This is a genomic window from Photobacterium rosenbergii, assembly GCF_033022775.1.
GTDB lineage: Bacteria > Pseudomonadota > Gammaproteobacteria > Enterobacterales > Vibrionaceae > Photobacterium > Photobacterium rosenbergii_A.
Window position 1 is genome coordinate 1 of record NZ_JAWJZI010000028.1, and the last position, 15,075, is coordinate 15,075.

At 49.2% G+C, this 15,075-nt stretch carries 13 protein-coding genes; 3 read left to right on the top strand and 10 right to left on the bottom strand.

Translation table 11 applies throughout. The annotated features are described in order from the left end of the window. Positions 1–138: 138 nt before the first annotated feature. The 7 genes from R2X38_RS25360 to R2X38_RS25390 form a co-directional block, all read right to left on the bottom strand. On the bottom strand, positions 139–1,278 hold the full coding sequence (locus R2X38_RS25360; RefSeq protein WP_317525133.1) for a glycerate kinase: 1,140 nt from the start codon (positions 1,276–1,278) through the stop codon (positions 139–141). Between the two features lie 66 nt (positions 1,279–1,344). Continuing rightward, positions 1,345–2,232: a 2-hydroxy-3-oxopropionate reductase gene (locus R2X38_RS25365; RefSeq protein ID WP_317525134.1), complete on the bottom strand. Its 888-nt coding sequence runs from the start codon at positions 2,230–2,232 to the stop codon at positions 1,345–1,347. A 17-nt stretch (positions 2,233–2,249) separates the two neighbouring features. After that, the gene (gene hyi, locus R2X38_RS25370; RefSeq protein WP_317525135.1) at positions 2,250–3,032 is read right to left on the bottom strand and encodes a hydroxypyruvate isomerase; all 783 of its coding nucleotides are present in this window, start codon (positions 3,030–3,032) and stop codon (positions 2,250–2,252) included. Between the two features lie 90 nt (positions 3,033–3,122). Then, positions 3,123–4,862, bottom strand: a complete 1,740-nt coding sequence (gene gcl, locus R2X38_RS25375) for a glyoxylate carboligase (RefSeq protein WP_317525136.1) — start codon at positions 4,860–4,862, stop codon at positions 3,123–3,125. Positions 4,863–4,932: 70 nt separating this feature from the next. Then, complete coding sequence (locus tag R2X38_RS25380) at positions 4,933–5,418, bottom strand: ureidoglycolate lyase (RefSeq protein ID WP_317525137.1); 486 nt, start codon at positions 5,416–5,418, stop codon at positions 4,933–4,935. A 341-nt stretch (positions 5,419–5,759) separates the two neighbouring features. After that, a complete protein-coding gene (locus R2X38_RS25385) occupies positions 5,760–6,257 on the bottom strand; it encodes a peptidylprolyl isomerase (RefSeq protein ID WP_317525138.1) in 498 nt (165 codons plus the stop codon). 71 nt (positions 6,258–6,328) lie between these two features. Further along, positions 6,329–6,820: a MarR family winged helix-turn-helix transcriptional regulator gene (locus tag R2X38_RS25390; RefSeq protein ID WP_317525139.1), complete on the bottom strand. Its 492-nt coding sequence runs from the start codon at positions 6,818–6,820 to the stop codon at positions 6,329–6,331. A 90-nt stretch (positions 6,821–6,910) separates the two neighbouring features. Between R2X38_RS25390 and R2X38_RS25395 the strand changes: the two genes are divergently transcribed. Then, positions 6,911–8,122, top strand: a complete 1,212-nt coding sequence (locus R2X38_RS25395) for a multidrug effflux MFS transporter (protein WP_317525140.1) — start codon at positions 6,911–6,913, stop codon at positions 8,120–8,122. A 71-nt stretch (positions 8,123–8,193) separates the two neighbouring features. On the opposite strand, the gene R2X38_RS25400 is transcribed toward R2X38_RS25395, so the two are convergent. Beyond that, positions 8,194–9,633 (bottom strand): sucrose-specific PTS transporter subunit IIBC, encoded by a 1,440-nt coding sequence (locus tag R2X38_RS25400; protein WP_317525165.1) that lies wholly within the window; start codon positions 9,631–9,633, stop codon positions 8,194–8,196. A 393-nt stretch (positions 9,634–10,026) separates the two neighbouring features. Here R2X38_RS25400 and R2X38_RS25405 point away from each other — a divergent pair, with 393 nt between their 5' ends. Beyond that, complete coding sequence (locus R2X38_RS25405) at positions 10,027–11,016, top strand: LacI family DNA-binding transcriptional regulator (protein WP_317525141.1); 990 nt, start codon at positions 10,027–10,029, stop codon at positions 11,014–11,016. 164 nt (positions 11,017–11,180) lie between these two features. Continuing rightward, entirely contained in the window at positions 11,181–12,836 is a 1,656-nt protein-coding gene (locus R2X38_RS25410; RefSeq protein ID WP_317525142.1) for a sucrose-6-phosphate hydrolase, read from the top strand. A gap of 39 nt (positions 12,837–12,875) precedes the next feature. Here R2X38_RS25410 and R2X38_RS25415 read toward each other — a convergent pair whose 3' ends face one another. Both R2X38_RS25415 and R2X38_RS25420 read right to left on the bottom strand, forming a co-directional pair. Further along, entirely contained in the window at positions 12,876–13,253 is a 378-nt protein-coding gene (locus tag R2X38_RS25415; RefSeq protein ID WP_317525143.1) for a diacylglycerol kinase, read from the bottom strand. 5 nt (positions 13,254–13,258) lie between these two features. Further along, the gene (locus R2X38_RS25420; RefSeq protein ID WP_317525144.1) at positions 13,259–14,902 is read right to left on the bottom strand and encodes a phosphoethanolamine--lipid A transferase; all 1,644 of its coding nucleotides are present in this window, start codon (positions 14,900–14,902) and stop codon (positions 13,259–13,261) included. Positions 14,903–15,075 lie beyond the last annotated feature (173 nt).

Below are 15,075 nucleotides of genomic sequence, written 5' to 3' on the forward strand. Positions count from 1 at the left end.
GGCCCAAATCAAGGACCGTTCGTATCAGTAAAACCCGCTATGTGGTTCGCTCCAAACATCTTAATTGATAGGAGTTAACCCTTTAGGTGGCACTTTGTCTGTTCTTCAAGTCGTGATATTTCTTTTCTGCACTTTCCGTTAATCAGACTGGTTTACCATCATTCCTGCAACCTGAAAGGCTGTTAACGTTAAATTTTCAGCACCTTCGCTGAGAGCTTGGGATAACGAGCAGGGTTTAGATAAAATCGAGAAGCAGGCGACAATACCAACTTGGCGTAATGTATCGCAGCCATCCCCCATGGAACCAGCCAATGCAATTGTCGGGATCCCCATCGAGTGGGCTAATTTCGCGACGCCAGCAGGTGTCTTACCGCCAAGTGTTTGTCCATCTACTCTTCCCTCACCGGTAATAACCCAGTCGGCTCCTTGCAGCTTTTCTGAGAGTGACACGGTTTCCGAAACAATCTCGATGCCGGGCTTCAGCTCAGCTTGCATGAACGCCAACAAAGCGGCTCCCATCCCGCCTGCAGCACCAGCTCCGGCAACATCAATCACCTGGCACCCTAATTTTTCATCAATGCAACCCGCATACTTTGCCAATGCCAAATCCAGTTGCGCCACGACGTCGGGGGAGGCCCCTTTTTGAGGCCCAAAAACGGCTGATGCACCTCGTTCACCAACCAATGGATTATCTACATCACATGCAGCTACAACCTCAACATCTGCGAGCCGAGGATCCAACGCCTCCATATCAATATCAGCTATTCGTGATAACTGAGCGCCGCCATGGCCAATGGGGTAACGGTACTTATCAAGGAACCTAACCCCAAGCGCCTGCATCATCCCCACTCCGCCATCATTAGTCGCACTGCCGCCAATCGCCACAATCAACCGTTTGGCTCCGGCATCTAATGCTGCGGAGATTAATTGTCCCGTCCCGTAACTCGTCGTCAGTCGTGGGTCTCGCTGCTCTGGAGTTAGCAGCTCTATCCCCGACGCTCTCGCCATTTCAATAACAGCTGTCTCGCCATCACCCAACATGCCAAATTGTGCCTCAACCTGCATGTCAGGCAGTGGCCCCATTACCCTCACAGCTTGGCGATAGCCATTGGTTGCGTCCACTAGCGCATCTAAGGTGCCTTCACCGCCATCCGCCATCGGCACGCATACCACCTCACTGGATGGTAGACGCTGAGAAATACCTTTTTGTATCGCTCGGCACACTTCTGCAGCGCTTAAGCTTTCTTTGAATGAATCAGGGGCAATGACAATTTTCATCCTTTATCTCCTTTTTAAACACATCAGCAAAAACTACAACGGGCACCTTAGTGCCCGCTGATTTGGTTAGCCTCGGATAGAGTGGTTGCTCATGTGTTCAAGCGCTTTGATCATCGCAGAGTGATCCCACCCACTACCATCGAGGGCGGCACAAGTATTAAACAGCTCCTGCGCGGTCGCAGTGTTCGGCAGGTTAAGTTGCAGCTCACGCGCGCCAGTAAGCGCAAGATTTAGATCTTTTTGGTGCAACTGAATACGGAAGCCCGGGTCAAACGTCCCTTTGACCATTCGCTCACCATGTACTTCTAGGATTTTAGAAGAGGCAAAACCGCCCATTAAAGCCTCACGGATTTTGGCTGGATTTGCGCCAGCTTTTGAAGCAAATAGCAGAGCTTCACCAACCGCTTCAATATTCAACGCAACAATGATTTGGTTGGCTACCTTACATGTCTGGCCATCACCGTTCCCCCCAACCAGCGTGATATTCTGTCCCATCACTTCTAGCAGTGGCTTGACCTGTTCGAAAATATCTTCACGGCCACCAGCCATAATGGATAACGTGCCAGCCTTGGCACCCACTTCACCACCAGACACAGGCGCATCGATATACCATGCACCGAGCTCTTCCACTTTCTGGGCAAACCCCTTCGTTGCAATCGGTGAGATTGAGCTCATATCCACGACAGTTTTACCGGGAGCCAGCCCTTTCGTGATGCCGATGTCTGAAAACAGCACATCTTCAACCTGCGGAGTATCCGGTACCATAGTAATGATCACCTCAGCAGCTTCAGCTACTGCAGCAGGAGTTGGACAAGCAAACCCTTTCTCTCCCAGTAATTCAGCTGGGGCTGGCTCAAAATGTTCAGAGAAGTACAAGGTATAACCTGCATCCTGCAGATTTTTTGCCATTGGCTTACCCATAATCCCCGTACCAATAAATCCGATATTTTTCATCCTATTGTCTCCCTTCCTTAAACTAGATTAAATTCTTTAAGCCAACCCAAACCTGCCTGTGTACCATTTGCCGGCACGTATTCGCATCCTACCCAGCCGTCGTAACCAATATTATCGAGGTGAGCCAGTAAGAATGGGTAATTAAGCTCACCTGTACCTGGTTCGTGACGACCTGGATTGTCAGCCAACTGGACATGGCCAATTTGGTCTAGATTCGTTTCCAGCGTACGAGCAATATCACCTTCCATAACCTGCATATGGTAAATGTCATATTGATAGCGAATATTGTCAGAGCCGACATCTTCCAATAGGCCCAGGGCCATCCGAGTATTGGAGACAAAGAAGCCAGGAATATCTCGGGTATTGATAGCTTCAATAACAAAAGCGATGCCCGCTGCTTCTAGCTGTTCATTGGCAAACCGCAAATTATCTACAAGTACCCGGTAAGCATCATCATCGGTAACATGATCCGGCTTGATACCGACGAGACAATTCACTTGTTTACAGCCCAATACTTGGGCGTATTCGATCGCCTTGGTAACACCAAAACGAAACTCTTCAATACGGTCGGGGTGGCACGCAATACCGCGTTCGCCCGCGGCCCAATCACCGGCAGGTAAGTTAAACAGCACCTGCTGCAAGCCCGTCGCTTCCAACTTCGCTGCAATCTCATTTGCAGGGAAGTCGTAAGGGAAAAGGTATTCAACACCCCGAAAACCAGCCTCGGAGGCGGCTTGAAAGCGGTCCATAAAATCAAGCTCAGTAAAAAGCATTGAAAGATTTGCTGCGAGTTTAGGCATAATTCATGCTCCTCGATGCTGCGGCACTAAAGCCGCAGCAAATTTGATATTAAATATTTGAAATTGGTCGATATGTCTTTGCAATAAGGCCTACAGATCAATGGTTTCTTCGAATTCCACGACCTTGTCGATATCAGGCCCCATCGCAATATTGGTGACACGCTCAGTCAAGACCTCAACCACAACGGGCACCTTGTATTTCTGCAACCATTCTTTTGCTTGTTCCAAAGCAGAACCGATATCTTGCGGCTGATCAACGCGAATCGCCTTACAGCCAAGTCCTTCAACCACGCGCTTATGGTCAACACCGTATTCTTTTACTTCTGGTGCATTCTGATTTTCAAAAGAAAGCTGAACACAGTAATCAATATCAAAGGCTCGCTGAGCCTGACGGATAAGACCCAAGTAGGCATTGTTGATAAGTACATGGATATACGGCAGATTGAATTGAGCGCCTACGGCAAGCTCTTCAACTAGGAACTGGAAGTCATAATCTCCAGAAATAGCGACCACAGGCTTCGACGGATCCGCTTTTACGACACCCAATGCGGCAGGCATTGTCCAGCCTAGCGGGCCGGCCTGGCAGGCATTAATCCAATGCCTTGGTTGGTGAACATGCAAGAACTGATTGGCCGCGATTTGAGCCAAACCGATAGTCGACACATACCTTGTCTCAGGACCAAAAGCTTTATTCATTTCATGGTAAATGCGCTGTGGCTTAACTGGGGTACAATCAAAATCCTCACGGCGCAACATCGTGCGCTTACGTTCCGCACAGCTAGCGACCCACTCAGTTCTATCTTTCAAGTCGCCGTTGGCTTTCATCTCTTGGGCCACTTCGATGAATACCGACAGTGCATCGTGGGCGTCAGAAGCAATGCCAAGATCTGGCGAGAAAACGCGGCCAATTTGAGTCGGCTCAATATCAACATGAATGAACTTACGCCCTTTGGTGTAGGTATTTAGATCCCCCGTATGGCGGTTCGCCCAGCGGTTACCGATACCAAATACAAAGTCAGATTCAAGGTAAGTCGCATTGCCATAACGATGGTTAGCCTGACAACCCATTCGGCCTGTCATCAATGGGTGCTCATCAGATAATGTTCCCCAACCGCGCAGGGTTTGGATAACTGGCACATTGACCAACTCGGCAAACTCACGCAGAAGATCAGAGGCATCAGCGTTGATAATCCCGCCACCGGCAACCAAAACAGGTTTGTCAGCCTCGTTTAGCATTTCCAGCGCTTTCTTGGCCTGAGCCTTAGTGGCAGATGTCTTTGATGGCGCCATTGGCTCATAGAGGTCAATATCAAACTCAATCTCTGTCATCTGCACATCAATTGGTAAATCCAGCAGAACTGGTCCGGGACGGCCAGAGCGCATTTCGTAAAATGCCTTTTGGAAAGTGCCAGGGATTTGCCCTGCTTCTCGAATCGTGACCGCCATTTTCGTAACGGGCTTGGCTATCGCTTCGATATCAACCGCTTGAAAATCTTCTTTATGAAGCTTCGCAACAGGTGCCTGCCCGGTAATACAGAGGATTGGAATCGAGTCTGCTGCTGCTGAATACAGACCAGTGATCATATCGGTTCCCGCCGGGCCTGATGTGCCGATACACAAGCCAATGTTGCCAGGTGCTGTACGGGTATAGCCCTCAGCCATATGAGATGCACCTTCAACATGCCGTGCCAACACATGGTCAATCCCACCAATTTTCTTAAGCGCAGCATACATTGGATTGATAGCGGCGCCAGGAACACCAAATGCCGTATCCACACCTTCTTTTTTTAAAATTAATACTGCCGCTTCAATTGCTCGCATTCTTGCCATAATTGTTCTCCGCCTAAAGATAGGTAAACTTTGCCACCCTAGTTAAATAGGACTTATCTATTTAAATAATTTAAAAGTTGATGGTGTAATTAGAGGATAACTTCTTAACAATACAGTTATCTTCACCCGCACGGTCTATCGTTAAAAAATCCGTTTCTTTATTCTTGGCAAATAATAAATAATGCCAAACATTACGGTGATAATTTACACCTTGATTTCCATTCGTAATAAATGCGCGTAATGACGATTCATCAATGTTTTCATCACCCTGGGCTACGATGACAATAAATCGCTCACCTTTTAATGGAAAGAAAGCTTGGCTTCCTTTCGGGTGCTTTTCTAATAAATCAAACGAAATGCCATTATCAAACCCTGCCGCACGCACAATACTAATCAAAGGCTTAGACTCATCCGACACGTCAATGGCACCAAGGCCATGAAAGCGTTGCCCTGAACGATTGTTAATATAAAAAAAATCGGATTTATCCGTTTCAATCACATCACCAAAAGGGGCGAACGCCTCTTTGGTGAGAGTCTCCACTGTTAGTTCTCGCATAATTTAAGTTACCTAATATAATTGCCAAAAATCCCTTCTCTGATGGCAATAAAAACAGAGAATCAGGCAAAAATATTTGAGCCAGAGCACACTTTTTTTTCTGACCATTTTTTTCAAACAATACAGAAATGATTGGTAAAAAAATTTATTAGTCGCTCGCTATTTATTACAACTTAATTAATCAAACCATTATTTACAGTTAAAAAACTTTTAATATAAAAGGGGAAAGAGCACGAAGGAGTGAAAAATAAAAATATATGGCTAGCTTGAGCTAACAGAATAATGATCAAAAAAGCCACCTAGTCAGGTGGCTTTCTTTTAGCATCACGCTTGAGATGAGGTTATGACTCTTTGATCGTCACTTTCTCGATGATGATGTCATCCAACGGCACATCCTCGTGACCAAAGCGGGTCATAGTTAGCGTTTTACCGATATTGTTCACCACCATCATTCCCGCAGTGACTTTACCGAAGACGGCATAACCCCAGCCTTGGTTAGTCGTTGCAGTGAAATCCAAAAAATCATTATCTTCAAGGTTGATGAAAAACTGCGAGGTTGCCGAGTGCGGCGCATCGGTACGGGCCATTGCAATGGTACCGACCTTGTTCTTTAGGCCACGGTTGGCTTCGTTGACAATCGGGTCGCGGGTTGGCTTCTCTTTCATACCAGGAAGGTGACCACCACCCTGGATCATGAAACCATCAATCACACGGTGGAAAATAGTGCCCTCGTAGAAACCATCCTTACAGTATTGCAGGAAGTTCTTGGAGCTGACCGGCGCTTTATCGAAATCCAACTCAATCTCGATGTCACCAAAGTTTGTCGTGAAAATAATCATAATAATGTCTTAGCTAAAAGTGCGTTGCGGGCAGTATACAAAGCTTAGCGGAGACCGCAAACACTAACGTCCTACTCCCACGCTGTCAGCATTTTGGCCAATAGCCCATCCAGTTGTTGCTGCTCTTCTTTCGATAACACCTTCAACTTCTCTTGATTGCTATCGTGTAGCTTGCGAATGATGTCATCGATCTGCACTTTTCCTTCTTGTGTTAACTGCACCAACTTGCTGCGTTTATCCTCGGGGTTATCGATCCGCTCAACCAACCCCGCTTTGGTAACCCTAGTCAGAACTTTGGTTAAACCACCAGAGCTCAACAGCATCGAACTATAGATCTCAGTTGGAGACAGGCAGAACGGTTCGCCACCTCTGCGCAATGTAGCCAGTACACCAAAATCAGCACTTTGAAGCTGGTATTGTTCAATCACTTTTGCCAAGTCTTGCTGCAGATAATCATGAATACGGTGAATACGTAAAACCGGCGGTGAGTATTGTTCAAACGATTCAGGCCAATTTTCTTTGATACTTTTCAATATATTAGCAACGCTTTCTTGTTTCGCCATCAATCTACTCCTTCCTAACCCCTCAAATATATCTTGCTGGAAAGACAAATGCCAGCTATTATCTTTCTAGAAAGATAAGTAAGAGGTTCTATGAATAAACACATCCCCACTTCCCTGTTGCTGTTGCTTGCCGCCGTTTTTGCCCTTTCTCCTTTCGCAATCGATAGCTACTTGCCCGCCATCCCGATCATTGCCAGTGATCTCGGCGTGAACACCTCACTGGTAGCCGTTACCGTCAGTATCTATGTCCTTGGCATGGCCGCAGGCCAGCTAATCGGCGGGCCCCTGTCAGATAAGCTCGGCCGTAAGCCAACCATGGTGGCTGGTTTACTACTCTTTGCTGCCGGTAGTTTCATGATGGCGGGTGTGGAGTCATTGGAAATGCTATGGGCATGGCGGGTAATACAAGCTCTCGGCGGTGGTATTGCCGTTGTCGGTGTGCCAGCAACGATTCGTGACAATGCGGTGGGCAAAGAAGCCGCCAGGTTGTTTTCTCTCATTGCACTGATCATGATGCTGGCGCCTTCCATTGCCCCAACGGTCGGTACCTTGATCCTACGCACCCAAAGCTGGCACTGGATTTTCTACCTGCTCTGCTTCCTCTCCGCGATGATTGCTCTCAATGCCATGGTCGTCATGCCAAAAGCCAAACCGGTTAAAAAAGAAAAAGGCTCTGGTGGCTACCTGTCTGTGATCAAAGAACGTAGGGCTTTAGGATTTCTTGTGGCTCAGGCATTTGGTTATGCGGTACTGATGACATTTATTACCAGTGCGCCTTTGGCCTATATCGAGCACTTCGGTGTCTCAGCAGAACTCTTTTCGGGACTATTTATAGCCAATGTCATCGGCATTGTGATCATCAACCGAACCAATACATTTCTTCTGCGTACCTATGAGCCATCTTCTTTGCTCAAGGTGTTCCTGACCTTTCAACTTGTCGGCGGTATAGTACTGATCACGAGCCATACTATTGCGCCAGAAAAACTGTGGTTTATCGTGCCTGGCTTCGTCATTTCCATTGCTGCCAACGGCGGTATCATGGCGAACTCAAGCGCTTGCTTCATGCGTTATTACGGTAAAAATGCCGGGGTTGCATCAGCCCTGCTGGGTGCGGTGCAATATGGTGTCGGTGCGGGAGTCAGTGCCCTGGCGGCAATGTTAGGTGGGATGTCACTGTGGCCGATGATCATCGCGATGGTTGGCTCAACCGTTATCGCATTAACCGGTGCAATCGTCGCTTCACGCATGGAAAGATGTAATGAAGAGGATGTAGAACAGATCGCTCAAGCTTCACAGCAATAAGACATAGACACCTCCAGAAACCCAAAAGGGGCGATAACAGCCCCTTTATCTATTTAGGCTCGAACCTCAGATTAAGCCGTCACCACATTTGCTGCCGCTTTCTTTTGCTTTAAACCCATTAGGATAGTCAGGCAGAACGCAACACCAAAGGCAATCGCCATGCCTAGGATGTAATACATCACTGAGTTCGGGGCGATAGAAATAATACCCGGCAGGCCTGCCGCCCCCAGTGCCGTCGCTTTTACCTTGAACAGGGTAATGAAAGCACTTGCCGTTGCCGCACCAATAATGGCAGCAATAAACGGGTAGCGGTATTTCAGGTTCACACCGAACATGGCAGGCTCAGTAATACCCAACAAGGCTGTCACGCCCGATGGCATCGCAATCCCCTTGGCTTTTTTGTCTTTGGTCGTCAAACCGAATGCCAGACAAGCTGCACCTTGCGCCACGTTAGACATCGCCGCGATTGGGAAGATGAAGGTACCGCCGGTTACCGCGATATCAGCCAGTAACTGGGTTTCGAACGCGATGAAACTGTGGTGCATACCGGTAATAACAAACGGCGCGTATACCAGGCCGAACAAGCCCCCACCGATAAAGCCAGCAGACTCATACAGCCAGTTAAGGCCATCACCCAGTAGGAAACCGGCATCACGGGTAACAGGACCAACCAACGTGAAGGTCAGGAAGCCAGTGATAAAAATCGCCAGCATCGGAGTCAGCAAGTTATCCAGTACCGACGGGATCACTTTACGCAGGCCATTTTCCACTTTGGCAAGGATGAAAGCGGAAACCAATACCGGCAGTACCGAGCCTTGGTAGCCTACTTTCTCGATTTCAAAACCAAAGATGTTCCACACCGGGATATTGCCGCTGACGCTAGCCCCACCGAAGCCCCAGCCATTAAGGAGATCCGGGTGAACCATCAACATACCCAGCGCAGCCCCGAGGAACGGATTGCCGCCAAACTTCTTCGATGCCGAGAATGCCAGCAAAACAGGGAGATAAACAAATGGAGCGTTGGCAAACGTATTGATCATCGACGCCAGATCAGCCATACCCGGGTAGGCTTCGATCAATGACTCGCCGTCAATAAACAAGCCTTGAGCGGTCAGCAGGTTGAAGATACCCATCAACAGGCCGCCCGCGACAATCGCCGGAATGATCGGTACGAAAATATCAGACAAGCCTTTCACCGCGCGCTGAACCACGTTCTGCTTTTGTGCGCCAGCCGAAGCTACATCCTTGGTCGACATCTCTGTCTGGCCAGTTTCTGCAGTCATCGCTGCATAAACCTGGTTAACGATACCCGAACCAAAGATCACCTGGATTTGGCCAGCTACCTGGAACTGGCCCTTTACCCCTTCGATATCGTCAATTGCTTTCAAATCGGCTTTGCTTTCATCATGCAAGGCCAAGCGCAAGCGTGTCGCACAGTGTGCCGCTGCTGCAATGTTGTCTTTTCCACCAAGCTTTTCAATAAGTTGCTTAGCAATCACCGGAAAGTCCATCTTTCTACCCCCGTCGCGAATACTCTTCACGCTCAGAAATTTAAATTCCACCCCCAGCATGCCTGCTGGTATAGGTACACGTTATTAAAATCATTGCGGCTCCCGGCAAATGACAAGGTGTGCCATACGGCTTAGCAGGTGTTGGGACTGCTCACTTTGTAACTTGCGTCCTAAACCGTTTAGTTTATTTTCGGGAACGTTACCGAAATAGTTTTTACGATCGAAAGAGCTGGCGTCAAGCTTTGCTTTGTTGACTGTGAGGGGGATCGATGATTACGGCTATACATCACAAGTAAACGTGATCCAAGTCACTCTAAAGGGCTTATCCAAAGTACAATGATTGCAAAGCATCCCTAATTTGCAGGATCATCATGGGTAACCAAGGAGTTATGTATGGCAAGCCTACACGATGTAGCCCGACTTGCCGGGGTATCTAAATCAACGGTTTCCCGGGTGATCAACGACGAATATGGCGTTAAAGAAGCGACCAAGGTCAAAGTAAAACGCGCAATTGAAGAATGCGGCTACGTTGTTAACCAAGTTGCAAAAGACTTAAAATCTAATAAAACCAACTCGATAGGAATAATTGTTCCGCGAGTCGCCTCCAATGCCACATCACAAGGCGTTGATGGTTTGAGCGAAATATTCGAACAGGCTGGCAAGCAGGTGCTGCTGGCGAATAGCCGTTTGGAGCCAGGCAAGGAGCTGCAATATATCGAGCTGTTCAACCAAAAGCGGGTAGAAGGCATCGTGATGTTTGCCACGCATATCGATGATGAACTGGTTGCTGCTATCAAGCGCTCCAAGGCGCCGGTAGTTCTGATCGGCCAGGACGGCTCCGGCTTCAATATCCCCAGTGTCATCCATGATGACTACCGGGTAGGTTATTGTGCGGGCGAATTCCTATCCCAAGCTGGCTGCAAGCATGTTGGTTTCCTTGGGGTACAAAGCGATGATATAGCTGTTGACCAACAACGCTTTGATGGTTTCTCGACTGCCCTCAAACACTTGGCAGCCAAACCACCCAAGTTCCATAGCCAGGGGCAATTTTCAATCGCTTCCGGCCGTCAGGAGATGGCTAATATTTTATCAAGTAATCAACAGGTTGATGGTGTTTTCTGTGCTACCGACCGCATTGCAATCGGGGCGATGCAAGCCATTGCAGCCGCAGGGCTAGTACCTGGAAAAGACATCAAGGTGATCGGTGTCGGTAATGACGAAATGGCCGCCGTCGTCACTCCTGGCCTGTCTACTTTTGCCTATGGCTTCGAGCCTGCGGGCAACAATGCCGCCAAAATGCTGTTGGAAATCATTGAGCAGGGCCGCAGTCAGGTTTCCAAACTGGTTCTGGGCTTTGACTGGGTTCCGCGCGAAAGCGCTTAAGCGCCCTTCCTTGGTTTTCCTGCCTTAAAAAGCGATCAAACGCACATTTTTTTGTTTAAAGGGGAGTAAATCCATTACTCCCCTTGCCTTGAATGCTGCCTTTTCTGTATTTTTGGAACGTTCCCGAAAATTAACAAGCAAATATTGCTTAAGGTCTCGCATCCATGACACTGACAGACATCCTCGCTGCCTGCGGCGGCCACAACAACCTCCTGCGTGCCCTGCGCGTCGGGCAACAGGTGATTCTGGAGCTAAAGGACCCGATGCGTCGCTCCGACCTTGCACGTGTGCAGCCTTTTCACAGCAATCTCAATCAAGTTGTATGGACGCCGGAAATACCTTTGAGCAGCGCTGACTGGGATCAGCTAGGCCGGATCATCGAGCAAAATCAGCGCCAGCAGCTCGTGGATGTCAGTGAGACGACCGAATCGCAACACCGTCCTTTGTGGCACATTGCCCCGCCACAGGGCCTACTCAACGATCCTAACGGTTTCACCTACCACAATGGTGAATACCACCTGTTTTACCAGCTCTATCCGTTTGGCTGTGTTCACAAAGACAAGTACTGGGCCCATGTTACCAGTACCGATCTTGTTAACTGGCAAAGCCAGCCTATGGCTCTGTTCCCATCAGACTGGTTCGACAGCCACGGTGTTTTCTCCGGCCACGCTGTCAGTACCGAAGATGAACTGATGCTGTTCTACACCGGCAACGTCCGTATCGGCGAACAACGCGACCGTATTACCACCCAGTGCCTTGCCACCTCGACAGATGGCGTTCATTTCACCAAGCACGGCCCGGTTATCGACAGCCTGCCACCATCGGTCACACCGCACTGCCGCGATCCGAAACTAGTTAAAAATGGCGATCACTGGTTGATGCTGTTGGGGGCCCAACAGGAAACAAACGACCAGGAAACCAGCGAAAGACAACTGCTTGGCCGCCTGGCGGTTTACCGCTCAACCGATTTACGCCAATGGCAGTTTGTCTCGCTGGCTGGCAATGAGCTAAACGACTTCGGTTACATGTGGGAGTGCCCAGATCTGTTTGAACTTGACGGTCAGCTGATTGCGATCATCTGCCCGCAAGGTATCGAAGTCGACAGCGAGCACCATAACATCCCTCACCATAATGGCTACCTACAAGCCACATTAGATGATAACGACCAGCTTGGCCTTTCTGATTTCCAAACCCTGGATCACGGCTTTGACTTCTATGCACCGCAGTCGACAGAGGCACCGGACGGTCGCCGCTTAATGGTGGGTTGGATGGGGCTGCCTGATGAAATCGACCAGCCAAGTGTCAAAGACCAATGGGTCCACCAGCTTACCTGCTTGAGAGAGCTGAAGTGGCAAAACGGTAAGCTTTACCAGCAACCAGCCCGAGAGTTGCAGCAACTTCGCGGTGAAATGCAGCACTTCGAGCTCAACAGCAGTGATGGTTCAGTTGATCTCGGCAGCAAAAGTTTTGAACTGCAAACTACCCTGCCTTGGCCATCAGCAGGACAAACGACGCTTCGCGTAATGGACAACGGCAGCGAGTACTGCGATATCATCCTGGATGCCGATAAGCAGCAGATCTACTTAGATCGCACCCATGCCCAGCCTACCGATGGTGAGGCGATCCGCGAGCTACCTTGGGCCGAGCAGCGTGATGTTGAAATACAGCTACTGGCCGACAACTCATCGCTGGAGCTCTTTATCAACCAGGGCGAGTTTGTTATGACAGCGCGGGTATTTACTGCTGAAGATGCCACCGGCGTGCGCTTGCTCAATGGCGAGCCTGCCTCGGTGGAGGCAAAGGTCTGGTTGCTTGGCTGAGAGCACAGCGTGAAAAGCAGGTGACACCCTGCTGGCGGGTCAACTCATCGAAACAATGACTGCCAACCACAGAATGCCTGCAATCAAAAAGCTGATAAACACGCAGGCTGAGCCAATATCTTTGGCCAGGCCGGATAACGGGTGAAAATCGGTGCCGATGCGATCAATCGCAGCCTCAATGGCGGTATTGATCATTTCAGCGAATAAAACAAACAGCAGGCTGCAAACCAGCAGGGCTTTGAGCAAGATGGATACCGGAAGCCACACGGCGAACACTGTCAGCGGTAGGAACAATATCAATTCTTGTTTAAAGGCCGCTTCATTTTTCGCCATCCAGCGGATGCCGCGATAGCTGTTCGCAAAGGTATGGACAATGCGATTCAGGCCTGAGCGCTTTTGTATTGTGTGGGTTGTCATAATGGTTAGCTCATCATTTTGTGGCACTGGCTGGTGATATCCAGAGCGTCATTTTTATCCTGGGTGGTGACCCCGAAAAAACCTATCAAGGTATGAAAAACATTATTGTGCGAGTACTCACCGTTCTTGGCACTGGCTGACAAACAGGCACGGTCAATGCTGTTTTGCGCAGCGTACTGTTCAGGTATCCACAGCAACCACGGCACCTGAGTCTGTTCTCTAGGAGCAAAGGCAAAGGGTGTACCGTGCAGGTAAATACCGTTCTCGCCCAGTGACTCGCCATGGTCGGAGATATACATCAGGGCAACATTGTACCTGTCCTGGTAGGTTTTCAGCTTGTTGATCATCTCTGCCAACACAAAGTCGGTGTAGGCGATGGTGTTGTCGTAAGTATTGACGATTTGCTCATCGCTACAGTGCTCAATGTCGCTGCGCGGGCAGTCAGGAAGAAAACGAGCTTTTTCCCGCGGGTAGCGCCTGTAGTAGGTAGGGCCGTGGCTTCCCATGATGTGAAAGGCAATCAACTGGCTGCCTTCGGTCGACTCAACCAGCTGATCGAGCATCGGCGGAAGCACTTCATCATAGCAGGCACCGTCTTGGCACAAATTTCGATGGGCTGTGTGATCAACTTCCAGCAACCGAAAGTGTTTGGCGATGCCCTTGTCCCCACCGTCATTGTCCACCCAGGAGAGGTTGACGCCGGCATGGCCGATGACATCCATCGCATTATCACGGCTGCTGGCCCGAGCTTTGCTGTAGCCCTGCCGCCCCATGTTGGAGAACATGCAGGGAACTGAGACTGCGGTAGATGTACCACAGGAGGTGACATGCTGGAAGGCAATGAGGCCCATCCCTTCGGTATAGGGGTTGGTATCCCGGCGATATCCGTTGTAGTGGTAATTCATCGCCCGTGCGGTTTCCCCCACCACGAGCACGACCAGGTTCGGTTTTCCGTTGGGTGCCGGTGGCAATTTGGCATCTTCACCGAGGGGCTGGTAGACCAGCGGTTCGGTAAAGTAATTTCGCTTTGCGTATTTAAAGGCATTATACACAAAGGCCGGGTTGATCATTTTGTTGAGGTAGCTGTTGTTACGGCCAACTGAAGCGTAGTCCTTGTAAAAGAGCAACGCGATAAGGGCGATCCCCAGCAGCGCGGCAACTACCGCAACCACTCGCTCCAGAATAGCCCGCAAAGGTGACTCGGCTTTCTTGACAATGACGGTGCCGAAATAAATGGCCGGGATCAGGCCGGCAAACACAAAGTACAATACTGAGCTCAGACTGATATAGGATGCAGCCTCCCCCGGGTTGGTTTCAAAAATATTCTCAACCATGCCGTAATCAAACATCACGTTGTACTTCATCGCGGCATAAAACGCTAAAGAAGACAAAAGTGTCAGAATGACGGTGAAGGGCTTTAGCACAAAAGGCAAAGAAAACAGCGTAAAGACAATAATGAAGCAGAAAAAAAGCAGCAAGGGGCTGCTGGCAACAAAAAACAACGAATCTGTTGCCGACAGTTGATAAATCTTGCTGGTCACCGGCAGGTTTAGCACCAGCGAAAAATACCCGGCAACCATTGCGATATAGGCAGTGACGCCCACTTCCGCACGGAAGGGCTTACTAAGTATCGCTGTCAATGTAGTCAAAGTCACTCATCCTTTTTGCATGCAATTTACTGAGCGTATCTGCACAAACTTAAGATTTGCTTAAGATTCATTGACTGGCTGAATAAAATCTCCGGCCACACGCATTTATCCCCTCTGTAACTTCAAGTTGCTATGGGATATAGAATAAAATTTCACAGCTGAAGAATTAACCA